Raw genomic sequence first — 25,533 nt, forward strand, 5'->3', positions numbered from 1 at the left:
GTATGATAGATGCCAATAAAAAGTTCTTTGAGAATATAATAAATTCAGTCGGCGATGATAACGTGGAATATATTGCACAATGCCCTCGATATATTAGCACAGATGAAAATTCAAAATCATGGCTCAAAAATGCTAAGATAAAGAGAATACATCGCTTTTCCAAATCAACCTGTGCATTGCTTATAGAACACGGCGAATATTATATTTGTACAGTAAATGTCAATGTTGTACAAGCAGAAATTGACGGCATGGTAATAGAGCCGGTAAATGCTGGATTGGCAACATTATTGGGTTCAGAGGGATATTTGACAAAAACTTTTTCTGTTGATACCCGAGCTGAGATTTTCGATAAAGTATTGTATGATACATATGATATTCATGAATATGCAGGACATAACTGGGAAGATATAAAAGGACTTTTTCCTTCGATTAATTGCTTTCGTCTGAAAAATATGACTCAAATGGATTTTGATAGAAATGCGTTTTATTCACAGTTATGTAAGATTGCTTATGAAAATGAGTTGTGCAATAATCCGATGAGTGTGATTTCTCGAAATACTTGGGAAAAAGTGTTTTATGAATCCAATGAAAGCTTGAATTACAATCATTTATTATTAGCGTATACAGCTCTTTCTTGGGATTTGACCTATTTGTATTTATATCAATGCTTGGAAGATAAATTTGTTGAAAAATCAGTTGAAAAATTAAATGAAAGATTAGGGGTTGATCTATCGGAAAAAGAACTTGGACATATTTTGTATCAAGAGTTGGAGTGGCAACCGAGAGATATTGAAAGCATTGAAAGAATTATACAGGGATGCTCACCGGAATCTATAGCGATTAAACTCTTGACGGAATGCGCCAACGGGGAAAAGTTGCCCAAATTTGTTTATTCTGTCAGAAATGAAATTGTACATGAAACAAGAGATCCGATGATTGGATTAGACGCAAATGATCGTTGGGAAAAACTCATAACAGGTATGCTGAATTTAATAAAGGATATCTAATCAATCACCACAATAAGTTTCGATTATATGATGTGAACCCGAAGCGTATGCCAAACGATAAGGTCTATAGATCGGAGACTTATTCCAATCTATAGACCTTGTTGTATCCATCGGCTGATACAAATTGATACTAATTAGCATCAATAAACTTTTGATATTCAGCCATAATTTTCCTTGCCCTGCCGCGGGTGGTATCCTCAAAGGTCTCATCTTCACTGAAGCGCAGCCAGAAAGGGTCCTCCATCAGGCAGGCATCGGTGCGCTTTACGATTTCCCAAGCGTTGTAGTCAGGCAGGCCCATCATCTCCAGAATCTCCTTGCAGTCCATCCGATTTCGGGGAAAGATGCGCTTCTTTGCCCAGACGACCACATCGACCAGTGGGACTTTGCGGCTGCTGCCGATAAAGAGGTTCAAGGGCAGGTCGTACTGTGGCACCCCCTCATTGGCGCAGAGATACTGCCCATCTTCGCTCAAATGAGCGATTTCCTTTTCATCCAGCATCAATTTCAGGTAAGCCATAAAGACACCTCTCAAACTTTGGAGTTCAGGTATTCGACAAGCTCCCAAACGGTTGTTAGTGGATTGCTTTGTCGAGATATCAGCTCTGTGTCTTGATTCCGGACTTGTTCAGCCCGTGCTTTTGCCCGCTGGATTGCAGTGGATTGCAAAGGCTTCAAAACGTCAAAGTAATCCTTGTTTTTCTCATAATCAGGAAGTCTGCCCGGCTGTTTCAGCAATCGAATCAATGCTTGGCAATCTTCAACCTCTGTCTGCTGATTTACAAAATGTAGTAGGAACCACAACTCGAAAGACGGGTTAGAATAGGCCAAATGATAGCCTTCCTTTTGAGCGGACTGTTTGGCACGCAGAAGAACCTCGTTGGAGTTATCGTCACGGTCAAATACGCACCAGATGGAGTCGCCATCTTCCGGGTAGTATGGATTATTGCCCATAGTGGCTTTGGCTTTTTGCACAAGCCTGTCGGCAGATTTATACTGAGAAGAAATCGGGATGATGTCGATGTTACAGCCCCGACTTCGGAAACGCTTGAAATACCGAATCTCCGTTTCGCTGCCCTCGCAGATAAGATACACGACCGGGTTGCGCTTTCTGGTGTGGGTAGACTTGCGGCTGATCTCTTTTATTCTGCCCATGCTGCATCCCCTCCAATGAACGGAATCGCACCGTAGCGACCTTGTAAATAGCCCTTGGAGATGTTCTCGCCTTTCCGGGGAGAAAACTCGGTCAGGGCGTAAATATCGGTCTGCATGGTCTTTTCGTTCTTCTCTGCAAACCAGATCTGATCCCGGCGCAGCAGGGTCAGGTCGAGAAGCCCTGTGTCATGTGTAGTAAAAATGAGCTGGGCGTGGTTTGTGTTAATGGCAGCATCCTGCACCATCTCGATCAGATGTCGTGTCAAGAGTGGGTGCATACTGGATTCGATCTCGTCTACGACCAGCACAGCCCCGGATTCCAGTGCGGTGAGCCACATTCCGATGCGGGAGAAGAAACGCTGTGTGCCGACCGATTCCAGCCCAAGAGGAAGCCAGAATCCCTTGGAAGTGCCCTCCCCGGAATCCAGCGTGTGCAGGGCAGAGATGATCGGTTCGTCCTTGGAGCCGGTAATGCGGATGTCCTTGATGCCGAGGTCTGCATACAGCATTTCATGCAGGATACGTCTCTTTTCAGAGCCGCCCTGCCGGATGGCAGACAAGGTGGCATCCAGCTGCATTTCGGTTCCCATAAAGCCGGTCAGTTTCTCAAAGAACCACAGATACGCCTTTTCAGTCTGGGGGCAGTTCCATTCGTTGGAGCTGGACAGGTAAAGCCGATTTTCTGCGGTGCGTCCGGCAAGGGTAAACTGCTCCTGAATATTCTCGCGGAACTGATAACCATTGCCTTCTCTGGAAAAAATCAGAGCCTCCCGACCATTGGGCCAGTGATAGAGATATTCGGTCAGGATTTTGGCTTTATCGAAAGAGAATCCGTAGGCATATTTAATGCCGTTGTAGAAGTAGATGACCTCAAAACTGGTGGGCTGCGGAGGCTGTTCTGTAAAAGCAAACGGTTCCTGCGGCAGAGCTTCGCCCTTGAGCAGCTTGGCATACCGTCCGCAGACCATCTCACGCATGAGCAGGAGTGCATGGAGGACGTTGCTCTTTCCAGCTGCATTTGCGCCGTACAGCGCAAGGACAGGCACGAGCTGTTTCTTCTCGTCCGGCGAAATCAGGCAATCAGACAGACTTTTATCCGTAGATGCTTTCAAGCTGATAATAGCCGTGTCCTTGATGGAGCGGTGGTTGGTGACTGAAAATTGAAGCAGCATCGCGATTCCTCCCAGATGATTTTCTGAATCCAGTGTACTCTATTCTGGGCGAAAAGTCAAATTTTGATTTTGAAATTTGCAAATATTCAGCAAAAATCAAGAATAAAATCTAGAATATCGGCTTTTGATACCGTTCAGATGCTATCAGAAATCATTCTGCATACACGACTTCCCTCACCACCACCTCCTCCGCCTGCGCTTTCAGCCCGTTCATGTGCGCCACCCAGAGGAGCTGTGCGCGCTCTTTGTCCGGCGCGGGGTACTTGTCTAACAGAGTGGTCATTGTGCGTTCCAGCCACGCGCAGGCCGTTTTCTGGGCATCCTGCAAATGCGGCCAGAGCGTACCGTTCAGCAGCATCTGGTTGTACAGCACAGGACGCTGATTCTTGAGATAGGCCAGCCGCATCCGGCCATACTTGCCCAGCGGTTCGGTATCATCGGTCTGCGGCAGGGTGAGCAGGGGCAGCTGATACTCCCCGACCTGGGCGTAATGGATCTCGTTGCGGACGGTGTTCGTGTTCTTCATGGAAATTCTCCTTTGCATTTTCAACGTGTGTTGTGGTCTTTGTGGAAAACGGTGTTCACTTCTTCCGGCTCTGCGCGGTCAGCCAGTTGCCCTGCGCCTGATAGTAGTGCTCCATCGTGGTGGGTGCGTTCAGGATGGCGGTGCGCAGATAGGCCATGATGTTCTTGATGGGCTGGGTGGTGTTGGACATCACATCGAAGATGTACTCAACGTGCTGGCTGGTCAGCTTGTCCAGCCGCAGCCGGATGGCTTTGGTGGTCTGCGGCTGCTTGCCGACGTACTGGGTCTGCCGAGGACAGCAGTACATCTCCACAATGTTGTCCAGCAGTTCCTCCAGCTTGTCGGGGTCGTACCGCTGGGCAAGGGTGTCGATCTCCAGCCGTTCCCGGAACTCCTCCCGCACCTGTGCTTCCATCTGGTCAAAATCTGCGGATTCGCCTGTCGGCCCTGATAGATTAGTACTTTGTCTTTTAGTATTTTGTTTATTAGTATTTTGTTGTATTGGATTCTCCAACGTTGGAAAACCCGACATTGGATTTTCCGATGATGGTGAATTTGGCACTGGAGCAGGGCGTTTTTCAATCAGTTCTTTCTGCGGCAGTTCAAAGACTTCATAGTTGTAGTCAATAATGCGGCCACGGGCATCACGGACTTTGCTCCGACACAGATACCCGCCATCTTCCAGTTCGTGAACCGCACTTCTCACACTGTCGATGCCATCCTTGCAACCAACGGTCAGCCCTTTCAGGCTGTAATCCCAATCGTCCGGCAGGGAGAGCATATAGGACAGCAGTCCCTTGGCTTTCAGGGACAGTCTCTTATCCTGCAGGTGGTGGTTGCTCATAACGGTGTAGTTGACGTTTTTATTGACGCGGAATGTTGACATGGCGGCTTCCCTTTCAGCCCAATGCGGGCAAGAGAAAACGCAGCATCTCCCGGCTTTCGGGAAACGCTGCGTTCAGACAGGGAAGCCTGCTGTGAGCTGGCACAGCAACGGCAGCACTGCATATTTCTAACGGACATCTAACACAACTACACCTGAAATGCAGCCGCTGACGGCCTGTGTGAAAAAGGCTTTTTCTAACGTCATTTCGCAAAAAGCGGCTGATTTTTGCCTGCAAATTGCGGTGTGACGTGCCTTTTTGGAGGTCACAAGAATGCCCTCAGCTGCCGATGACAGCCGCGAGAAACCAGCTTCATCCAACAATTTCAAAGACTCGAAATCGTTTTGTCCTTAACCGGGCACGTGGGTTCGAATCCCACCATCTTAGCCGCAAAAAAAGCACCGGCTCAGGCTGGTGCTTTTTTTGCATATCCAACCGGATTTCTCCATCCTTCAAAAAATATGTATCAATAATTTTTGCTCAGAGTCTTCTCAAGCGTATAGACAAGATGAATTGTCGCTTCACTGCGCGTACACGTTCTCCCTTAACACCACTTCCTCCGGTTCGGCACAGTCTGCTGTTTCCGGTGGCTGGAACGTAAACGATACGCAAAAGACCGCCTCCGCGTTTGAAAACGGAGACGGTCTTTTTGTCGGGAAACAGTTCCTTCGCGGCTCACTTCAGCTTGCTCAGGTAGCGGTAGATGGTGGCCTCCGAGGAGCCCAGCTGGGCGGCGACCTCGCTGACGGCGCCCTTCATATAAAAGATGCCAGCGTGGTGCAAGGACTCCACGATGCGGATCTTCTCTTCCATCGTCAGTCGGTCGGGCGGCAGCCCGGCGCTGCCGGTCACCTCGGCAATGGCATTCTGTACGGCGTCGGGCAGGGAACTGACAAAGTTCTCCACCCCGATGCCGGTAGAGGAGGGCTCGGTGTGCGCCCCGCAGAGGGCAAGCAGCTCCTGCGCGATGCGGCTGTACTTGCCGGCATCAAAGTTGATGCAGAGCATGCCGATGAGCTGGCCGTTATCCTTGATGAACATGGTGGAGGAGCGCAGACGCCCCTTGGCCTGCGAAGCACCCTGATAGCCCGCCAGATAATCCTGTTTTTCATACATCCGCTCCTGAATGAAGCGCAGCGCCATGTTGGAAAGGGGCGCACCCTCGGTGCGTCCGCTGATGTGGTTGTTGACGATGGCAACAATGGTGCCGTCCTCACTGGTAAGGTCGTGCAGAACTACCTCGTAGTCTGGGCCCAGCGCCTCCCCCAGAAAAGATACCACTACGCGATAAGGCTCAAGTCTTGCATCCATCCCGTTCACCTCTTTTGTACTGCTGGAGCGTGTGAGAAAAAATTCTCACGCGTGTTCTATTGCTATCATAGCAGAAATGACAGTTTTTTACAATAAGAAGGTGCGTTGTATCCATTGTTTCGTCAAATTGATGACATTTATCGGGACTTTTTGTCATGCACGACAATTCATTCTTACGATAAGAAAATATTATTGACAAAATATTCTCACTGCGTTAGGATAGTGTCAGCAAGGGAAGGACAGCTCTTCCCGAAAAACACGGAAATCAACTTTTGAAGATTGACCCGGTGCAAAAGCCTTCACCCCTTGGGGACAGATTTCCCCCGGCCGGGGGAAGCCTTTTTCGGAAAATTGATTTCAGTGCCGACAAATGGAAAAGGAGAAAAATCGGATGAAACAGGTGATCGTTACCCCCAATGCTCCCGCTGCCATCGGCCCCTATTCGCAGGGCATCGCTGCAGGGCAGACCGTCTATGTATCCGGGCAGCTGCCCATCGATCCGGCCACCGGCCTGATCCCGGAAGGCATCGCCGCCCAGACTGCACAGTCCCTCAAGAACATTCAGGCCATTCTGGCACAGCAGGAGATGACGCTGGCCAATGTGGTCAAGACCACGGTGTTTCTGGCGGACATCAACGATTTTGCAGAGATGAACAAGGTGTACGGCGAGTACTTTGCGCAGCCCTACCCCGCGCGCAGCGCGGTGCAGGCGGGCAAGCTGCCCAAGGACGCTCCGCTGGAGATCGAGTGCATTGCTGTAAAGTAAGTTCCCCCGCACGGGAAGAAAAGAAACGGTGAACCAAATGGATAAACAGATGTTCGTTCGCATCCTGAACAGTGAGATGGAGCTGGCCACCGGCTGTACGGAGCCCGGCGCAGTCGCTCTCACCGCCGCAGAGGCGGGCGCAGCACTCCGCAAGGCGGGTGGCACACGGGTAGAAGCCGTGACCGTCCGCGCCAGCATCAACATTATCAAAAACGCCATGTCGGCAGGCATTCCGGGCACCTCGTATCAGGGCATGGATTACGCCGCTGCCATTGGTGCCGTAGGCGGCGACCCCGTCCACCTGCTGGAGGTCATGAACTATGTGCCCCGGGAGCAGATGGAAGAAGCCGCAGCCCTTGTCAAGGCAGGCAAGGTCAAGGTAGAGGTGGCACAGGTGCCGCAGAAGCTCTACGTTGAGGTGATTGTTACTGCCGACGGCCACACCGGCCGCGCGGTGGTGCGGGACCTGCACACCAACGTGGTGCTGGTGGAGCAGGACGGCGTAGCTACACTGGACAAGCAGCACACCGACCCCGCCGCAGCAGGGGACAGTGATGTGATGACCCCGGAGCAGATCGCAGAGTTTCTGACCGTCCGCTCCATCTGGGATTACTGCACTGAGGAGCTGGACCCCATGCACGACCCCATCGATATCATCCGCAGCGCCGTACAGGTGAACACGACCATCAGCAACGAGGGTCTTTCCAAGGAATACGGCCTTGCCATTGGCCGCAATCTGGAGCTGAACTGCCGCAAGGGTCTGATGACCCGCGACCTGACCACCAACGCCATGGTCATCGCTTCTGCCGGCGCGGACGCCCGTATGGCAGGCGCGCCGGTCTCTGTTGTGGCAAACTCCGGCAGCGGCAATCAGGGCATCACGGCTACCATGCCTGTTGTGGCAACTGCCCGCTGGCTGGACATCGACGAGGAGAAGATGCTCCGCGCCGTGACCCTTTCCAACCTGATCGCGATCTGCATCAAGGCCAAGTTTGGCCGCCTGAGCAACCTTTGCGGTGCAACCGTAGCCGCCACCGGCGCAGCCTGCGGCATTGCCTATCTGCTGGGCGGCGGCTACCACGAGGTATGCTGCACCATCCAGAACATGGTGGGCAACGTCACCGGCATGGTATGCGATGGTGCAAAGGCCGACTGCGCGCTGAAGATTTCTACCTGCGTCAACGCCGCCTGTCAGGCAGCTGCCATGGGCGTGCGCGGCGTGCGGGTGCAGAGCACCGATGGCATCGTGGAGCACAATGTGGAATATACGCTGGACAACTTTGCCACCCTGAGCACCCACGGCACCAGCGACAGCGTGATCCTTGATCTGATGCTGAACAAACACCTCCCGGAGACGGAATAAGTCTCCCCACCCGGCCCCTTTCCGGGGAAAAAGAAAGAGGTACTAAAGTTATGAAAAAGCTATTCCATAGTCTGCCCTTCCGGCTTTTGCTGGGCATTTTTGTTGGTATCATCCTTGGCCAGCTGTTCAACGAGAGCACCATGGGCGTTGTGGTGACCCTGCAGTACATCATGGGTCAGCTCATTACCTTCTGTGTGCCGCTGATCATCATCGGCTTCATTGCTCCGTCCATTACAAAGCTTGGCAAAAACGCCTCCCGCCTGCTGGCAGTGGCCATCGTCATCGCCTATGTGTCCTCTGTCTGCGCAGCCTTCATGAGCATGGGCGCAGGCTACGGCCTGATCCCCCACCTGTCCATCGACAACAATGTTGCCGGTCTGCGCGAGCTGCCGGGCGTCGTCTTTGAGCTGAACATTCCCCAGATCATGAGCGTCATGAGCGCTCTGGTGCTGAGCGTTCTGGTGGGTCTGGCTGCCACCTGGACCAACAGCAAGCTGACCTGCGACTTTTTGGCCGAGTTCCAGAACATCGTGCTGGACATCGTGAGCAAGGTCATCATCCCCGTGCTGCCCTTCTACATTGCCGCCACCTTCTGCGGCCTGAGCTACGAGGGCACCATCACCCATCAGCTGCCCGCCTTCCTGCAGATCATCGTCATCGTTATGGCCGGTCACTACATCTGGCTGGCTGTGCTGTACCTGTTGGCCGGTGCTTACTCCGGCAAGAATCCTTGGGAAGTGCTGCGTCACTACGGCCCCGCTTACCTGACCGCTGTCGGTACCATGTCCAGTGCTGCTACGCTGGGTGTGGCGCTGGAGTGCGCCCGCAAGAGCAAGGTCCTGCGTAAGGACATGGTCAGCTTCGGCATCCCCCTGTTTGCAAACATCCACCTGTGCGGCTCTGTGCTGACCGAGGTGTTCTTCTGCATGACCGTTTCCAAGATCCTGTACGGCAAGCTGCCCAGCGTCGGCACCATGATCCTGTTCTGCCTGCTGCTCGGCATCTTCGCGATCGGCGCACCCGGCGTGCCCGGCGGCACTGTCATGGCTTCTCTGGGTCTGATCACCGGTGTTCTGATGTTCGACAACGCCGGTACCGCTCTGATGCTGGCCATCTTTGCCCTGCAGGACAGCTTCGGCACCGCCTGCAACGTGACCGGTGACGGCGCGCTGACCCTGATGCTGACCGGCTACGCCGAGAAGCACGGCATCGCTGATACCGGCGACCTCGAAAGCCCGATCCTGTGATAAAAACCTGAGCACTCCTCCTTAATTACAAGAGACTGGGAACAGACAGTCCCGAAATCTCCGAAAAGCCCCGGCGACCGCAACGGCCGCCGGGGCTTTTTGTGCTGCAACCCGGTTTGATATCCGGCGTAATGGGATGAAATTTTTGAAACGCCTTTAAAACCATAAAGTAAAATGCTATACTAGAAGGACATTGGGTGCGCTGAAAATGCGCAGCCTGAAAGGAGCTTTTATGACGCAGCTTTTGATTCGTCTGTTTATACGCCGTCCCAATTCTCCGCAGAATCCCCGCGTCCGTGCCGCCTACGGCAATCTGGCCAGTGTGGTGGGCATGGTGTGCAATATCCTGCTCTGTCTGGGCAAGTTTGTGGTAGGTACCCTGTTCGGCTCGATCGCCATCACTGCCGATGCGCTGAATAACCTTTCGGATGCTTCCTCCAATATCGTCAGTCTGGTGGGCTTCAAGCTGGCCGCCAAGGCACCGGATGCCGAGCATCCCTACGGCCACGCCCGTTTTGAGTATCTGGCGGGTCTGGTGGTCAGCGTGACCATTCTGGGCATCGGCTTCTCCCTGCTGAAGGAATCGGTGGTCAAGGTGCTGCACCCCACCCCGGTGCAGTTCGGCTGGCTGACCGTGGCGGTGCTGGTGGTGTCCATTCTGGTCAAGCTGTGGATGAGCGGCTTCAACCGCACCATTGGCCGTATCATTTCCTCCGAGACCCTCATCGCCACTGCCGCCGACAGCCGCAACGATGTGCTGAGCACCGCCGCCGTGCTGGTGGCTGCCATCCTCTGCCGGGTGACCGGCTGGGACGTGCTGGACGGTCTGATGGGCGTGGGCGTGGCGGTGTTCATCCTGATCTCCGGCTGGGGACTGGTGATGGATACCCTGAGCCCGCTGCTGGGCGAAAGCCCCAGCGAGGATCTTGTGGAGCATATCGAACAGACCGTGATGGGTTATCCCGGCGTGCTGGGCGTACATGACCTGATGGTGCACGACTACGGCCCCGGCCATCAGTTTGCGTCCATCCATGTGGAGCTGCCCGCCGAGCAGGACCCGCTGGAAGCGCACGACCTGATCGACAACATCGAGCGGGACTTTATGAAGCACGACCATCTGATGGTGACCATCCACTATGACCCCATCGTCACCTCGGACGCCGCCGTGGGGGTGCTGCGCAGCCGTCTGACCGAAAAGCTGCGCCAGCTGGACCCGGCGCTCTCACTGCACGACCTGCGCATCGTGCCGGGCAAGACCCACACCAATGTGCTTTTCGATCTGGTGCTCCCCGCGGGCTATGCCGGGGACAAGGTGGAACTGCTGACCCAGATGGAGCAGTTTATCAAAGAGCAGGACCCCACCTATAACTGCATCATCAAGCTGGAACAGAGCTATACGGCTGCGGCTCATAAATGAGGGGGAGCCGTCCCGCACAGGCTTTGCGATATAAGGCAATACCGCATAATTCTAAGTGCCGATACGGCGAGTGAGGTGCGGCAGATGCTAAGCCAAAAGCACAGATAATACTTTGTGTATTATCGAGCATTTTGGCAACGCAGATGCCGTGCCGCGGCCGCCGGAGTGGTGCTTAAGCCGTAAGGCGGGAATTGTGCGGTGTTGCCATAAGGAAAGCAGAGGGAAAGTAGTATGCTGAACGAGACCTACCGCGCCATGCTGAACAACAAAAGCGTCATCCGCGAGACCTTCATGTATGGCAGACAGCGCGCTGCCCAGATCGGCAGCGAGAATGTGTTCGATTATTCACTGGGCAACCCCAGCGTGCCCTGTCCGCCGGAGTTCACCGAAGCCATGCAGACCCTGCTGGCACAGGAAGAGCCGGTAAGCCTGCACGGCTATTGCCCCAGTCAGGGCGACCCGGGCTTCCGCACCGCTGTGGCGGCGCATCTGACCGAGACCTTCGGTCTGCCCTACGCGCAAAAGCACATCTTCCCCACCACCGGCGCGGCGGGTGCGATCGCCCACGCCATCCGGGCGGTGACCCAGCCCGGGGACGAGGTGCTGACCTTTGCACCTTACTTCCCGGAGTACGGCCCCTATGTGGCGGGCACCGGCGCGGTGCTGCGGGTGGTGCCGCCGCAGGCGCCTACCTTCCAGCCCAATCTGGATGCCTTTGCACAGATGCTGACCGAAAAGGTCACCTGCGTGCTCATCAACACCCCCAACAACCCCACCGGCGTGGTCTACTCTGCCGACACTCTGACCCGCATGGCGGCGATTCTGACCGAAAAAAGCGCCCAGTACGGACACAATATCTTCTTGGTCAGTGACGAGCCCTACCGGGACATCGTGTTTGATGGCAAGACCGTGCCTTACCCGGCGGCGTTCTACCCCCACACCCTGACCTGCTTCTCCTACTCCAAGAGCCTGAGCCTGCCCGGCGAGCGTCTGGGCTATGTGGCGGTGCGCCCGGGGTGCGAGGGCGAGGACATCCTTGTGGACATGATGAGCCAGATCTCCCGCTTTACCGGCCACAACTGCCCGCCCAGCATCATCCAGCGGGCAGTCAGCTGTTGCCAGAAGGTGACCAGCGATCTTTCGGTCTACCAGACCAACATGGAACTGCTGTACGAAAAACTCACCGCGCTGGGCTTTGAAGTGGAGCGCCCGGGCGGCACCTTCTATATCTTCCCCAAGGCACTGGAAGAGGACGCCAACGCCTTCTGCCGGAAAGCCCGGGAATTTGATCTGCTGCTGGTGCCCAGCGACAGCTTTGGGGTAAAGGGCTATGTGCGCCTTGCCTACTGCATCGACACCGAAAAGGTAAAGCGCAGCCTGCCCGCCTTTGAAAAGCTGGCAGCCGCCTACCGCAAATAACCGGAACGCCCCGACCCGGGGCATAAAATAAACAACTGATAGAGGAAAGGGAACCCTGCTATGGAAAAGATCAAGATGACGACCCCGCTGGTGGAGATGGACGGCGACGAGATGACCCGTATCCTGTGGAAGATGATCAAGGACGAGCTGATCCTCCCCTTTGTGGATCTTAAGACCGAGTACTACGATCTGGGTCTGCCCAACCGCGATGCCACCGCAGATCAGGTGACCATGGATGCCGCCCTCGCCAACAAGAAGTACGGCGTGTCGGTCAAGTGTGCCACCATCACCCCCAACGCCCAGCGCGTGGAGGAGTACAAGCTGCACGAGATGTGGAAGAGCCCCAACGGCACCATCCGCGCTGTGCTGGACGGTACCGTGTTCCGCGCACCCATTATGATCGACAGCATCCATCCGGTGGTCAAGAACTGGAAAAAGCCCATCACCATTGCCCGCCACGCCTACGGCGATGTGTATAAGTGCACCGAGTTCCGCATTCCCGGTGCAGGCAAGGCAGAGCTGGTGTTCACCGGCGCAGACGGCAGCCAGCAGCGTGCCACCGTCTTTGACTTTGAGGGTGCCGGTGTGCTGCAGGGTCAGTACAACAAGGATGATTCCATCCGCAGCTTTGCCCGCAGCTGCTTCAACTACGCACTGGACGTGAAGCAGGATCTGTGGTTCGGTGCAAAGGATACCATCTCCAAGAAGTACGACCACACCTTCAAGGACATCTTCCAGGAGACCTACGATGCCGAGTACAAGGAAAAGTTCGAAGCTGCCGGCATTACCTATTTCTACAGCCTGATTGACGATATCGTGGCGCGCGTCATCCGCAGCGAGGGCGGCTTTGTCTGGGCGTGCAAAAACTACGACGGCGATGTGATGAGCGATATGGTCTCCACCGCTTTTGGCTCGCTGGCCATGATGACCAGTGTGCTGGTCAGCCCGGATGGCAAGTACGAGTATGAGGCTGCCCACGGCACCGTCACCCGCCATTATTATAAGTATCTGAAGGGCGAAAAGACCTCCACCAACCCCATGGCTACCATCTTTGCATGGTCGGGCGCCTTCAAGAAGCGCGGCGAGCTGGACAACCTGCCGGAGCTGGTGCACTTTGGCGAGGCGCTGGAAGCCGCAAGTCTGCAGACCCTGAACGAGGGCATCATGACTAAGGATCTGTGCGGTCTGGCAGAGGGCATCACCCCCACCGCCGTGGACAGCGAGGGCTTTATCAAGGCCATCCGTGAGCGTCTGGAAGCTAAGCTGGCATAAAACGATTTTCAATATAACATAAAAACCGGAACAATCCACCCGAAAAAGGGAAGATCGTTCCGGTTTATGTTTTAGGCAGGATGTACGACAAACTGGAATTTATCTGCTTAGGTTACGTACTTTCGTTGCTAACCTTTTCCTCCCTTACCAATCCTTTTTTTCTTTTGTACAGTCATGGTTCTTTTTGCGTTCTTCCACCATATTTGCAAACCATTCCACCTTAGCTGGGTCATAGTGGGAAAAGAAAGCACTCATTTTCGTGTCCAGTGCGGCAATTCTTGCCATATCCTCCGCAGAGAGTGCAAAGTCGAATACATTCAGGTTTTCCTGCATTCGTTCAATATGTGTGGACTTTGGAATCACCACTACGCCTCGTTGCAAATGCCAGCGGAGAATAACCTGTGCTGCACTTTTACCATACTTTTTGCCGATTTCATTCAGCACAGGATTCTGAAACATATTTCCTCTGCCTTCGCCAAACGGAGCCCAGGCCTCAATCTGTACGCTGTACTTGTCCATCCACTTCTTTGCCTCTTCCTGCTGATAGAAAGGATGTACCTCCACCTGATTCACCATCGGTTTAATGCGGGAAAAGGAGCAAATATCCACCAAACGGTCAGGATAAAAATTAGATACACCAATGGCACGAATTTTTCCTTCTTCGTATAGTTCTTCCAGTGCCCGCCATGCCCCGTAATAATCCGAATACGGCTGATGCAGCAGGCAAAGATCAAGATAATCTGTACGTAGCTTTTCCATAGAGTCTAAAACCGACGCTTTAGCTTTCTCATAGCCGTAATGCTCAATCCAGACCTTTGTGGTCAGGAAAATATCTTTACGGTCAACACCGGCTTTTTCGATTGCTGCACCGACCTGCTCTTCATTATAATAGCTTTGTGCCGTATCAATGGCACGATAGCCGACCTTTAGTGCATCCAGTACGCAACGTTCGCATTCCTCCTGTGTCACCTGAAATACGCCATAGCCCAACTGTGGCATTTTCACACCGTTGCTCAAAGTAATATAGTCCATAACAAAAGCCTCCTGTTGTGTTAAATTTTATTCTGTGGTATTATCATAACAGCCGGTAGTTACTACCGGTCAAGGCTTTTTTTTCAAAAACAGGAGGATTTTTTGTGTATTCTATGAAAGAGGCTTGTACTCTCACCAATATGACCTATGAAAATCTGAAATTCTACTGCAACGAGGGATTGGTCCCCAATGTCAAGCGAGACAGACGAAATTATCGTGTCTTTGACGAACATGACATCAAATGGATTCAGAGTCTGAACTGCCTGAAAAGCTGTGGAATGAGCATTGCAGAGATGAAGCAATATCTTGCTTTGTGCATGGAGGGCGAAGGCACAATTCCGGAACGTAAGGTGATTCTTGCAGAAAAAAAAGAAGCCCTGCTCCAGTCTATTACTGAACTGCAAAAGGCAGTGGAATACATTGACTGGAAGCAGAGATTCTATGACGATGTGCTGTCAGGCAAGACAGCGTATTACAGTAATCTTGTTCCGGAATTGCTTAAGTGATATATCGGTACAGTTGACACAGCAAATTTCGATTTGTTGGTTACAAATGCAGTGCATCCAGCACTTCATTTACGATGTCCAGCGATACCTGCCCCGGGGCGCTGGCCTGCCCGGGGTTGGCAAAGGTCATGGCAGAGCCAAAGACCTCCCCAGCCAGACGGCTCACCGAGCCCAGCGCCCCCATGCTCATGGTGATGACCGGTGTTTTCGGGTGAAGGTCGGCCATCTCAGCGGTGGCGGCCAGCAGTTCCAGTACATCGGTGCGGCACCGGGGCATCACAGCAAGCTTGGGCAGGTCGGCTCCGGCCTGCTGCATCTGTACCATGCGACAGACAAGCTCTGCCCGGGGCGGGGTCTTGACAAAATCGTGGCTGGAGCACACCACTGCGACCCCGGCGGAATGTGCCTGCTCCACCAGCTTGGGCAGGTCTGCCCCGGCGGTGAAGAACTCAATGTCCAGCAGGTCGGCGCAGTCGGTGTCAAGGATAAGGCTCAGAAGAGTAAGGTATTCGGGATGGGAAAGCGCCTGCTCACCGCCCTCTGCCTTGGTGCGGAAGGTGACCAGCAGAAGCTTGTCCCGCAGGGCGACCCGCAGCTTCTGTACGCAGTGGGCAATGGCAGCGGGGGACTGAAAGCCCTCGAACCAGTCCACCCGCCATTCCACACAATCGGCCGACAATGTTGAAAACTGTGCGGCCTTTTCCAGAATAGCGGCTTGGGTACGCTCCACAATGGGCAGAATGACCTTGGGGCGGCCCTCCCCGATGCGGCAGCCGCGGACGTTGACACAGGACATGGCACTTCTCCTTTATATAATAGGTATAGCTATATCATACAGGATGCTGGGATGACTCCATAATACGTTCTGCTCGCTGCCTTGTCAAGAAAAGGCGGCGATTATAATAGGAGAAAAGCAGGAGCATTTTCCCCCCTCTGCAAAGAATTTGGAAAAAAGATGTCAAAAAGTGTTGACAAGCGCCCCGGGGTGTGGTATTATACTTGAGCGCCAAGCGCTGAGACAAAAGAATGACTTCTGAAGTCCCAGCAGGAAGCCCTTGAAAAGAACCAATGAACGTTCAAATGTTCCGGTTAGCACCGAAAAACTGCTGAACGATTCAAGTTCAAAAAACTTCAAAAGCTTCTCAAAAAGTGCTTGACAAAAAAACCGCTTCTGTGGTAAAATAACTAAGCTTTCAGCCGCTAAGGCTGTGGCGCACAGGACCTTGAAAATTGAACAATATCGAAAGAACTTGTAACGGAACCTATTTTCGTGTTGGAAAAACACGGTAAACAATTCCAAACAAAAGTAATTCACACAGGACGCAAGCGATTGCGTGCTGAGCGAAACAAGATTCAACACTTTTAAGTGATAAATATCATTTATAAAGAGTTTGATCCTGGCTCAGGACGAACGCTGGCGGCGCGCCTAACACATGCAAGTCGAACGAGCGAGAGAGAGCTTGCTTTCTCGAGCGAGTGGCGAACGGGTGAGTAACGCGTGAGGAACCTGCCTCAAAGAGGGGGACAACAGTTGGAAACGACTGCTAATACCGCATAAGCCCACGGTGCCGCATGGCACAGAGGGAAAAGGAGCAATCCGCTTTGAGATGGCCTCGCGTCCGATTAGCTAGTTGGTGAGGTAACGGCCCACCAAGGCGACGATCGGTAGCCGGACTGAGAGGTTGAACGGCCACATTGGGACTGAGACACGGCCCAGACTCCTACGGGAGGCAGCAGTGGGGAATATTGCACAATGGGGGAAACCCTGATGCAGCGACGCCGCGTGGAGGAAGAAGGTCTTCGGATTGTAAACTCCTGTTGTTGAGGAAGATAATGACGGTACTCAACAAGGAAGTGACGGCTAACTACGTGCCAGCAGCCGCGGTAAAACGTAGGTCACAAGCGTTGTCCGGAATTACTGGGTGTAAAGGGAGCGCAGGCGGGAAGACAAGTTGGAAGTGAAATCCATGGGCTCAACCCATGAACTGCTTTCAAAACTGTTTTTCTTGAGTAGTGCAGAGGTAGGCGGAATTCCCGGTGTAGCGGTGGAATGCGTAGATATCGGGAGGAACACCAGTGGCGAAGGCGGCCTACTGGGCACCAACTGACGCTGAGGCTCGAAAGTGTGGGTAGCAAACAGGATTAGATACCCTGGTAGTCCACACTGTAAACGATGATTACTAGGTGTTGGAGGATTGACCCCTTCAGTGCCGCAGTTAACACAATAAGTAATCCACCTGGGGAGTACGACCGCAAGGTTGAAACTCAAAGGAATTGACGGGGGCCCGCACAAGCAGTGGAGTATGTGGTTTAATTCGACGCAACGCGAAGAACCTTACCAAGTCTTGACATCCTGCGACGCACATAGAAATATGTGTTTCCTTCGGGACGCAGAGACAGGTGGTGCATGGTTGTCGTCAGCTCGTGTCGTGAGATGTTGGGTTAAGTCCCGCAACGAGCGCAACCCTTATGGTCAGTTACTACGCAAGAGGACTCTGGCCAGACTGCCGTTGACAAAACGGAGGAAGGTGGGGATGACGTCAAATCATCATGCCCTTTATGACTTGGGCTACACACGTACTACAATGGCGTTAAACAAAGAGAAGCAAGACCGCGAGGTGGAGCAAAACTCAGAAACAACGTCCCAGTTCGGACTGCAGGCTGCAACTCGCCTGCACGAAGTCGGAATTGCTAGTAATCGCAGATCAGCATGCTGCGGTGAATACGTTCCCGGGCCTTGTACACACCGCCCGTCACACCATGAGAGCCGGGGGGACCCGAAGTCGGTAGTCTAACCGCAAGGAGGACGCCGCCGAAGGTAAAACTGGTGATTGGGGTGAAGTCGTAACAAGGTAGCCGTAGGAGAACCTGCGGCTGGATCACCTCCTTTCTAAGGAGTCAGGCAATGACAGAGCATCTAAGATGGTCGGTCATTGGAACAGGTGACAAGTTAAAGTTTAAGTAGATATTGTTCGATTTTGAGGGCCCTGAAAAGGACACTCAAAGACGTACCTTGAAAACTGAATAATAACTGCGAAACAAAGATTATAGTAAGTTCTTTTTTAAGAAATATTACAATTTCAAAAGGAAGGGTAACAATAATCTTCGTTGGCAAGAGAGAATCAAGAGGATACCAAATGTTCCAAGAGAACGTTTGAAAGGTCAAGCGAACAAGGGCGCAGGGCGAATGCCTTGGCACTGGGAGCCGATGAAAGACGTGATAAGCTGCGATAAGCTTCGGGGAGCTGCAAATAAGCATTGATCCGGAGATTTCTGAATGAGGAAACTCACCTGGGTTCATACTCAGGTACGTTATACTGAACTTAAAAATAGGTATATCGAGGGAACCGCCTGAACTGAAACATCTAAGTAGGGCGAGGAAGAGACATCAAACGAGATTCCGTAAGTAGTGGCGAGCGAACGCGGAAGAGGGCAAACCGGGAGTAGAAATACTTCCGGGGTACGGACCGCATTTAGGACTTAAGTTGTTAACCGAACGGCATGGGAAGGCCGGTCAGAGAGTGTGAGAACCACGTAGGTGAAAACGACAAGAGCTGAGCGAGTTCCAGAGTACGGCCAGACACGTGAAACCTGGTCGGAATACGGGGGGACCACCCTCCAACCCTAAATACTACCCAGTGACCGATAGCGTATAGTACTGTGAAGGAAAGGTGAAAAGCACCCCGGGAGGGGAGTGAAAAAGAACCTGAAACCCTGTGCCTACAAGCACCTAGAGCACGTCAAAGTGTGATAGGGTACTTTTTGTAGAACGGTCCGGCGAGCGATTGTATGCAGCAAGGTTAAGGACTTAAGGTCTGGAGCCGAAGCGAAAGCGAGTTTGAAAAGGGCGTTAAGTTGCATACAATGGGCCCGAAACCGGGTGACCTACCCATGGTCAGGTTGAAGTGGAAGTAAAATTCCATGGAGGACCGAACCGACCTCCGTTGAAAAGGCGGCGGATGAACTGTGGGTAGCGGAGAAATTCCAATCGAACCCGGAGATAGCTGGTTCTCCCCGAAATAGTTTTAGGACTAGCCTCAAGTTAGATACCTGGAGGTAAAGCACTGAATAGCCTAGCGGCCGAGAGGTTAGCGAAGCTTATCAAACTCAGAATGCCAGAGTATTGATGCTTGGGAGTCAGACAGTGTCAGATAAATGTCATTGTCAAAAGGGAAACAGCCCAGATCTACAGCTAAGGTCCCAAAGTCAGGTTAAGTGGAAAACGATGTGAAGATACGTAGACAACCAGGATGTTGGCTCAGAAGCAGCCACACATTCAAAGAGTGCGTAATAGCTCACTGGTCGAGCGTCTTTGCGCGGAGAATTTAACGGGGCTAAACCTGACACCGAAGCTTAGGCAATACAGCAATGTATTGGGTAGGGGAGCGTTGTATACGCGGTGAAACAGTAGCGCAAGCGGCTGTGGAGTGTATAGAAGTGAGAATGCCGGAATGAGTAGCGCGAATGCAGTGAGAATCTGCATGGCCGAAAGCCTCAGGTTTCTGGAGGAAGGTTCGTCCGCTCCAGGTTAGTCGGGAGCTAAGGTGAGGCCTAACGGCGTAGCCGATGCACAGACGGTAGAGATTCCGTCACCACCAAAAGAGTTAAACACAGGGACACATTTGAAGTCTCGGAGCCGGGTGTTGGTTCCGGTAGCGATCGAGGGAAGTTAGTACCGAAGTCCGGGATGGAAGATGGCGAGAAAAGCTGTGTGTATTTCTGCGGTGCCCGTACCGCAAACCGACACAGGTAGGTAGGAAGAAGATTCTAAGGCCAACGGGAGAAGGGTTGTTAAGGAACTCGGCAAATTGACCCCGTAACTTCGGGAGAAGGGGTGCTCCAGAGATGGAGCCGCAGAGAATCGGCCCAAGCAACTGTTTACCAAAAACACAGGTTTGTGCTAAATCGAAAGATGACGTATACGAGCTGACGCCTGCCCGGTGCTGGAAGGTTAAGAGGAGATGTGCAAGCATTGAATCGAAGCCCCAGTGAACGGCGGCCGTAACTATAACGGTCCTAAGGTAGCGAAATTCCTTGTCAGGTAAGTTCTGACCCGCATGAAAGGCGTAATGATTTGGGCACTGTCTCGACAGCCCGCCCGGCGAAATTGTAGTACCGGTGAAGATGCCGGTTACCCGCGACAAGACGGAAAGACCCCATGGAGCTTTACTGTAGCCTAATATTGGGTTTCGATGTTGCATGCACAGGATAGATGGGACACAGGGAAACAAGTGCTTTGGCATTTGTGGAGTGGCCGTTGGGATACCATCCTTGCGATATTGGAATTCTAACCTGCGCCTTTGAATCAAGGCGGGGGACATTGTTAGGTGGGCAGTTTGACTGGGGCGGTCGCCTCCTAAAGAGTAACGGAGGCGTTCAAAGGTTCGCTCAGCTTGAACGGAAATCAAGCAAAAGAGTGCAAACGCAGAAGCGAGCCTAACTGCGAGACTGACGGGTCGAGCAGTAACGAAAGTTGGAGTTAGTGATCCGGTGGTATGTGAGTGGAAATGCCATCGCTCAACGGATAAAAGTTACCCTGGGGATAACAGGCTGATCTCCCCCAAGAGTCCACATCGACGGGGAGGTTTGGCACCTCGATGTCGGCTCATCGCATCCTGGGGCTGTATTCGGTCCCAAGGGTTTGGCTGTTCGCCAATTAAAGCGGTACGCGAGCTGGGTTCAGAACGTCGTGAGACAGTTCGGTCCCTATCTGTCGTGGGCGCAGGATATTTGATGGGAGCTGTTCCTAGTACGAGAGGACCGGAGCGGACGTACCTCTGGCGCACCAGTTGTTCTGCCAAGGGCATAGCTGGGCAACTATGTACGGATCGGATAAACGCTGAAAGCATCTAAGCGTGAAGCCGACCCAAAGATAAGATATCCCATTGTTTCAAACAAGTAAGACCCCTTGAAGACTACAAGGTTGATAGGCATGATGTGTAAGTGGAGTGATCCATTCAGCAAGCATGTACTAATAGGTCGAGGGCTTGACCACAATTCGCTTGAGACTTTTAAGTCAACGAAAAAATGTCAGCAGTGATTATTCAGTTTTGAAGGCACGTCCTTCTAAAAATACTGGACAGATACGCAGAAATGTGTTATACTGATTCAGTCAAATCGGTCGGTGTCGATGACGGTAAGGTTCCACCTGTTCCCATTCCGAACACAGAAGTTAAGCTTACTTGTGCCGAAGATAGTTAGCTGGAAACGGCTTGTGAAAATAGGTAGTCGCCGACTTAACTGAAAGCTCTGAGATGAAAGTCTCAGGGCTTTTTTGTTGCGTTTCGGGACAAAAAATAGTATCATAAAAGGCAGAACCTTATACTTTCTACAGATTTTCCTGTTACACTGAATGCACAAGGAAAGGAGAGTCTATATGGACAAATTAACGAAAAAAGGGCTGGACGGTACCCAGCTCAAGACCATTGCACTGGCGCTGATGGTGCTGGACCACATTCATTATTTCTTCGAGTTCACCGGCTGTATCCCGACGGTGTTCAGTATGCTGGGGCGGCTCAGTGCGCCGCTGTTTCTGTTCTGCACGGTGGAGGGCTTTGCCCACACCCATGACCGCAAGCGGTATTTTGTCCGCATCTGGGCTATCGGTGCAGCCATGGCGGCGCTGGAATTCTTTATGATTTATGCCAAAGCCTTCCGGCGCGGGGATGGCTTCTATCCGCTGAATGCTATTTTTCAGGACCTTGCGCTGCTGTGCATCGTCTGGCAGGGCATCGACTGGCTGCGGGAGAAAAAATTCGCAAAGGGCATTGGCGCCATTGCTGCCGTTCTGTGCTGGCCGTATGTGGTGGTAGTATTTCTGCTGCTTTTCCCCGGGGTACAGGAGATGCCCATTGCTTCGACGATCGTGGCGTTTGTTATCACCAGCCCGCTGCCCATGTGGACAGCCATCACGGATGGCAGCTGGAGTTTTCTGCTGGGCGGCGTGCTGCTGTATGCCCTGCGGGGGCGGCGCAAAGTGCAGCTGACGGTATGGGCACTGGTGATTTTCCTGTGTGACTTTGCGCTGACCTTTGGGATGGCTTGCCGACAGGAGGGTTTTGTCTGGACGCAGATGTTCACCGACAACTACGAGTGGTTCGGGGTGGCGGCGGTGCTGCTGATGCTGCTGTACAACGGGCAGCGCGGCAGCGGGCACAAGCAGCTGTTCTACTGGTTCTACCCCGCCCATGTGTATCTGCTGTATGGGGCATCCTGCCTTGTTTATAACGTGTTGAGGTGATCTTGTGGCAAACATTCTGGCAGTGGATGACAATCTGGAACTCTGCAAGCTGATCCGCACCACTTTGGAGCGGGACGGCCACCGGGTAGAAACGCGGCAGGCGGGCAGAGATCTGACCGAGGCGCTTTGCCGCTGGGCAGACTGCATCCTGCTGGACGTGATGATGCCCGGGGAGGACGGCTTTGCGGTCTGTCGGCGCATCCGCAGCCTGACCGAAGTGCCCATCCTGTTTCTGAGTGCCCGCACCGACGAGGCTGCTGTGTTGGAGGGGCTGGGCATCGGGGCAGATGACTTTTTGTCCAAGCCCTTCCGGGTGGCTGAGCTGCGGGCGCGGGTGGCGGCACATCTGCGGCGGCAGAGCCGCACCCCGGCGCACCGGATGGTGCGCAGCGGCGTAGCCTTTGACCTGACCGCCCGGAGCGCGGCGGTGGAGGGGAAGGTGCTGCCGCTGACCCGCTCGGAGTATGCCATCTGCGAGTATCTGGCGCTGCACGCAGGGCAGACTTTTACCAAGGAGCAAATTTACGAAGCGGTTTTTGGTATTGACGGCACTGCGGACGACACTGCCGTGACACAGCACATCAAAAATATCCGGGCAAAGCTGCGGGCGGCGGGCGTGCCGGAGCCGGAAAAGCTGCTCAATACCGTGTGGGGCGTGGGGTACCGATGGAAAAGCGAAGACTGACCTCTCTGCGCAGCGTGCTGCTGCAATATCTGGTGCGCACGGCGCTGGCCTGCCTGCTGGTCGCGGTGGGGTGGCTGCTGGGGCTGATGCTGTGGATCCAGAACGGCGGGCTGTTTCTTCCCGCGAATCAAGCTGCACAGGCCTGTCAGAAAGCCGCACAGGACGTTTTACCGGGCATGACCGCCGCCACCTTTGACGAGACGCAGCTGGACTCCTTGTGCCGGTACGCCCTGTTTGCCGCGCCGGACAGCAGCGAGGTGCTGGCCACCAACATGGATGCCGGGCACTTGCAGCGGGCAATGGAGAACCGGCAGGGGAAAACCCGCTGGCATTTTGGCTACACGCAGTATTATATGACGTCAAAATTGCAGGACGGAACGGTCTGTCTGCTGCAATTTGACTATGCCGTGCCCTACGCCGACCCTGCGCTGCGGGGCGTGCTGCCGGATATGCAGACGGTGCACTGTATTCTGGGCATTCTGCTGTTGGTAGGCGCGGTGGTGTGGAGCACCCACAGGACCGGGCGCTTCCTGACCCGGGAGACCGAAAAGCTGACCGCCGCCGCGCAGGCGGTGGCGCGGAAGGATCTGGACAGCGCCGTGTTTTCCGGAGCGAAGGTGCGGGAGTACGAGAGCACTTTACAGGCATTGCAGACCATGGGCGACGCCCTGACCGGCAGCTTACAGAAGCAGTGGGCCATGGAGCAGCGGCAGCGGGAGCAGATCATTCAGTTGTCCCACAAGCTGAAAACGCCGCTGACCATCATCGAGGGCAACGCGGAGCTGCTGGCAGAGGATGACGGCCTGACCGCAGAGCAGAAAGCGCAGGTGGAGTCTATTTTGCAGGGCGCAGAGCAGACCCGCACCTATCTTGGCAAGATCCGTGCCGAGGTGCAGACCCCGCTGCGCTATAAACGGAATGTAGAATGATGGCAGAAATAGACGAATTGGAGCAAATTCCGCTGCATTTTGTTTCCGAAAACCATGAAAAGAGCTTCCCAAACGTCCGCAGGCGTTCTGGAAGCTCCATAAAAATGCTTATTCCACGTTAAAGGGCTGCTGCACGTTTTGTGCAGCAGCCCTTTGCTCGTTTTACTGTTTTGCCAGCTGCTTGTCCAACCAAGCGGCAATGTCCGCGAAAACCTCCAACTTGTTGGTCTCCACCAACAGCTCGTGGCGGGCACCGGGGTAGAAGATGCTTTCAATGTTCTGCACACCGGCGTCCTTCAGGCTCTGGATGGCGCGGCGCACGCCCTTGCCCTGCTCGCCCACCGGGTCGGCATCGCCGGAGAGGAAGAGCAGCGGCAGGTCCTTGGGCATCCGTGCCAGAAAAGCCGGGTCGTGCAGGCGCAGAATGCCGCTGAACATACTGTAATAGGCGTTCAGCGTAAAGGTGAAGGTGCAGCGCTCCTCCGCCAGATACTTGTCCACCTCAGCCTGATCGCGGTTGAGCCAGTCGTGGGTGGTGCGGCCCTCCAGCCCCTTGTTGTAGCCCATAAAGGAAAGGTTGGCCACAAGGCTGCTGCGGTAGTGCCAGCCGTGGAAGGCTGCCAGCACCCGGCAAAGGGTCTTGGCAACCTTGACCAGCGCCTTGGGCTGGAAGCCGGTGCCCATGATGATGGCACCGTCCAGCTCCCGGCCATACTCGCACAGATACTGCCGGGCGTAGAAAGAGCCCATGCTGTGTCCCAGCAAAAAGTAGGGCAGGTTCGGGTACAGCTCCTTGGTCAGCACGGTTACGGCGTGCAGGTCGGCCAGTACGGCGCGGTTGCCGTCCGGCTCGGCAAAATAGCCATAGTCCTCCTTGGTGCGGATGGACGCACCGTGCCCCAGATGGTCGTGGCCGGTGACCAGAATGCCCCGGTCGGCCAGATATTCCGCCAAGGGGCGGTAGCGGTCGATGTACTCCACCATGCCGTGGGACAGCTGCAGCACCGCCCGCACCTGCCCCTCCGGGACGCAGCGAAAGCCGTGCAGGGTGCGCCCCGGCACGGTGGAGGGAAGGGTAAAGTCGATGAACTGACTCATGAGAAAGGGGCCTCCTTTCTGCGTTACAGTGCGCTGAGCTTACGACGGCAGGCGGTGCAGATGCAGTAGCCGCCAAACTGGATGGCCTGCTCGTCCACCTCTCCGCAGAAATCGCAGCTGCCGGAGGGACGGTACTTTTTCAGGACGATGGCGTCCCCATCCACAAAGATCTCCAATTTGGTGTCGGTGTCGAGGTGCATACTAGTGCGCAGCTCCTTCGGCAGAACGATCCGTCCCAGCGAGTCAATGCCGCGAACGATGCCAGTGCTTTTCATAATGTGTCATTCTCCTTCACTATTCCTATTTAGCAACCACTGACACAATAGGAAAATTGTGCCAGCGCCGATAAGCTTAGTATACAAAAAATAGCAGCTTTCGTCAATGATTGCGTGCTGATTCGACAAAAAACAACCTTTTGCACATAAAGGTGGGAGAGATTCTCTCTGTGAAAAAAGGGGTTCAGGAAAGCCCACAGGCTTTCCTGAACCCCAAAATTACAAATAA

The 25,533-nt window shown here is 53.7% G+C and carries 22 protein-coding genes and 3 rRNA genes; 14 read left to right on the forward strand and 11 right to left on the reverse strand.

What is annotated here, in order from left to right; all coding sequences use genetic code 11:
- The first annotated feature begins 2 nt into the window (after positions 1-2).
- Positions 3-1,007: a hypothetical protein gene (locus MTP36_RS01435; RefSeq protein ID WP_249253000.1), complete on the forward strand. Its 1,005-nt coding sequence runs from the start codon at positions 3-5 to the stop codon at positions 1,005-1,007.
- A 130-nt stretch (positions 1,008-1,137) separates the two neighbouring features.
- Here MTP36_RS01435 and MTP36_RS01440 read toward each other — a convergent pair whose 3' ends face one another.
- From MTP36_RS01440 to MTP36_RS01470, 7 genes are all read right to left on the reverse strand, one after another.
- Positions 1,138-1,527, reverse strand: coding sequence for a hypothetical protein (locus MTP36_RS01440; RefSeq protein ID WP_249253002.1), 390 nt, complete (start codon positions 1,525-1,527; stop codon positions 1,138-1,140).
- A gap of 11 nt (positions 1,528-1,538) precedes the next feature.
- Positions 1,539-2,162 (reverse strand): RloB family protein, encoded by a 624-nt coding sequence (locus MTP36_RS01445; protein ID WP_249253004.1) that lies wholly within the window; start codon positions 2,160-2,162, stop codon positions 1,539-1,541.
- Positions 2,150-3,334 (reverse strand): AAA family ATPase, encoded by a 1,185-nt coding sequence (locus tag MTP36_RS01450; RefSeq protein ID WP_249253006.1) that lies wholly within the window; start codon positions 3,332-3,334, stop codon positions 2,150-2,152. The genes MTP36_RS01445 and MTP36_RS01450 overlap by 13 nt, the downstream gene beginning before the upstream one ends.
- A gap of 151 nt (positions 3,335-3,485) precedes the next feature.
- Positions 3,486-3,860, reverse strand: coding sequence for a TnpV protein (locus MTP36_RS01455; RefSeq protein WP_249253007.1), 375 nt, complete (start codon positions 3,858-3,860; stop codon positions 3,486-3,488).
- 55 nt (positions 3,861-3,915) lie between these two features.
- Entirely contained in the window at positions 3,916-4,746 is an 831-nt protein-coding gene (locus MTP36_RS01460; RefSeq protein WP_249253009.1) for a DUF6017 domain-containing protein, read from the reverse strand.
- Between the two features lie 126 nt (positions 4,747-4,872).
- Positions 4,873-5,073 (reverse strand): hypothetical protein, encoded by a 201-nt coding sequence (locus MTP36_RS01465; protein ID WP_249253011.1) that lies wholly within the window; start codon positions 5,071-5,073, stop codon positions 4,873-4,875.
- Positions 5,074-5,419: 346 nt separating this feature from the next.
- Entirely contained in the window at positions 5,420-6,055 is a 636-nt protein-coding gene (locus MTP36_RS01470) for a helix-turn-helix transcriptional regulator (RefSeq protein WP_005925497.1), read from the reverse strand.
- Positions 6,056-6,446: 391 nt separating this feature from the next.
- Between MTP36_RS01470 and MTP36_RS01475 the strand changes: the two genes are divergently transcribed.
- From MTP36_RS01475 to MTP36_RS01500, 6 genes are all read left to right on the forward strand, one after another.
- On the forward strand, positions 6,447-6,821 hold the full coding sequence (locus MTP36_RS01475) for a RidA family protein (RefSeq protein WP_249253013.1): 375 nt from the start codon (positions 6,447-6,449) through the stop codon (positions 6,819-6,821).
- Positions 6,822-6,858: 37 nt separating this feature from the next.
- Positions 6,859-8,184 carry an L-cysteine desulfidase family protein gene (locus tag MTP36_RS01480; RefSeq protein ID WP_249253015.1) on the forward strand — a complete coding sequence of 442 codons (1,326 nt, stop codon included), beginning with the start codon at positions 6,859-6,861 and terminating at the stop codon, positions 8,182-8,184.
- Between the two features lie 50 nt (positions 8,185-8,234).
- Positions 8,235-9,431 (forward strand): dicarboxylate/amino acid:cation symporter, encoded by a 1,197-nt coding sequence (locus tag MTP36_RS01485; RefSeq protein WP_249253017.1) that lies wholly within the window; start codon positions 8,235-8,237, stop codon positions 9,429-9,431.
- 232 nt (positions 9,432-9,663) lie between these two features.
- Positions 9,664-10,848: a cation diffusion facilitator family transporter gene (locus tag MTP36_RS01490; RefSeq protein ID WP_249253019.1), complete on the forward strand. Its 1,185-nt coding sequence runs from the start codon at positions 9,664-9,666 to the stop codon at positions 10,846-10,848.
- A gap of 231 nt (positions 10,849-11,079) precedes the next feature.
- Complete coding sequence (locus MTP36_RS01495) at positions 11,080-12,267, forward strand: pyridoxal phosphate-dependent aminotransferase (protein WP_249253021.1); 1,188 nt, start codon at positions 11,080-11,082, stop codon at positions 12,265-12,267.
- Positions 12,268-12,327: 60 nt separating this feature from the next.
- Complete coding sequence (locus MTP36_RS01500) at positions 12,328-13,539, forward strand: NADP-dependent isocitrate dehydrogenase (RefSeq protein ID WP_055186497.1); 1,212 nt, start codon at positions 12,328-12,330, stop codon at positions 13,537-13,539.
- Positions 13,540-13,683: 144 nt separating this feature from the next.
- Here MTP36_RS01500 and MTP36_RS01505 read toward each other — a convergent pair whose 3' ends face one another.
- Complete coding sequence (locus MTP36_RS01505; protein WP_118658555.1) at positions 13,684-14,571, reverse strand: aldo/keto reductase; 888 nt, start codon at positions 14,569-14,571, stop codon at positions 13,684-13,686.
- 113 nt (positions 14,572-14,684) lie between these two features.
- Between MTP36_RS01505 and MTP36_RS01510 the strand changes: the two genes are divergently transcribed.
- A complete protein-coding gene (locus MTP36_RS01510) occupies positions 14,685-15,077 on the forward strand; it encodes a MerR family transcriptional regulator (protein WP_442900280.1) in 393 nt (130 codons plus the stop codon).
- Positions 15,078-15,117: 40 nt separating this feature from the next.
- Here MTP36_RS01510 and aroD read toward each other — a convergent pair whose 3' ends face one another.
- On the reverse strand, positions 15,118-15,873 hold the full coding sequence (gene aroD, locus MTP36_RS01515; protein ID WP_249253025.1) for a type I 3-dehydroquinate dehydratase: 756 nt from the start codon (positions 15,871-15,873) through the stop codon (positions 15,118-15,120).
- A gap of 583 nt (positions 15,874-16,456) precedes the next feature.
- Between aroD and MTP36_RS01520 the strand changes: the two genes are divergently transcribed.
- The 6 genes from MTP36_RS01520 to MTP36_RS01545 all read left to right on the forward strand — a co-directional run bounded on the left by MTP36_RS01520 (position 16,457) and on the right by MTP36_RS01545 (position 23,931).
- Positions 16,457-17,967: ribosomal RNA gene (locus tag MTP36_RS01520) — 16S ribosomal RNA — on the forward strand.
- 270 nt (positions 17,968-18,237) lie between these two features.
- A 23S ribosomal RNA gene (locus MTP36_RS01525) occupies positions 18,238-21,072 on the forward strand.
- Positions 21,073-21,197: 125 nt separating this feature from the next.
- A 5S ribosomal RNA gene (rrf, locus tag MTP36_RS01530) occupies positions 21,198-21,314 on the forward strand.
- The 16S, 23S and 5S rRNA genes sit together here, the layout of an rRNA operon.
- A gap of 139 nt (positions 21,315-21,453) precedes the next feature.
- Positions 21,454-22,317, forward strand: a complete 864-nt coding sequence (locus tag MTP36_RS01535; protein ID WP_249253027.1) for a TraX family protein — start codon at positions 21,454-21,456, stop codon at positions 22,315-22,317.
- Between the two features lie 4 nt (positions 22,318-22,321).
- Positions 22,322-23,002, forward strand: coding sequence for a response regulator transcription factor (locus MTP36_RS01540; protein ID WP_249253029.1), 681 nt, complete (start codon positions 22,322-22,324; stop codon positions 23,000-23,002).
- Positions 22,984-23,931, forward strand: a complete 948-nt coding sequence (locus tag MTP36_RS01545) for a histidine kinase dimerization/phospho-acceptor domain-containing protein (RefSeq protein WP_249253031.1) — start codon at positions 22,984-22,986, stop codon at positions 23,929-23,931. The genes MTP36_RS01540 and MTP36_RS01545 overlap by 19 nt, the downstream gene beginning before the upstream one ends.
- Before the next feature lie 162 nt (positions 23,932-24,093).
- On the opposite strand, the gene MTP36_RS01550 is transcribed toward MTP36_RS01545, so the two are convergent.
- Both MTP36_RS01550 and MTP36_RS01555 read right to left on the reverse strand, forming a co-directional pair.
- On the reverse strand, positions 24,094-25,029 hold the full coding sequence (locus MTP36_RS01550) for an alpha/beta fold hydrolase (protein WP_249253033.1): 936 nt from the start codon (positions 25,027-25,029) through the stop codon (positions 24,094-24,096).
- 23 nt (positions 25,030-25,052) lie between these two features.
- Positions 25,053-25,304, reverse strand: a complete 252-nt coding sequence (locus MTP36_RS01555) for an AbrB/MazE/SpoVT family DNA-binding domain-containing protein (RefSeq protein ID WP_118659051.1) — start codon at positions 25,302-25,304, stop codon at positions 25,053-25,055.
- Positions 25,305-25,533: the final 229 nt, after the last annotated feature.

Origin of the sequence: Faecalibacterium sp. I4-1-79 (assembly GCF_023347235.1) — a bacterium.
Classification (GTDB): Bacteria; Bacillota; Clostridia; order Oscillospirales; family Ruminococcaceae; genus Faecalibacterium; species Faecalibacterium tardum.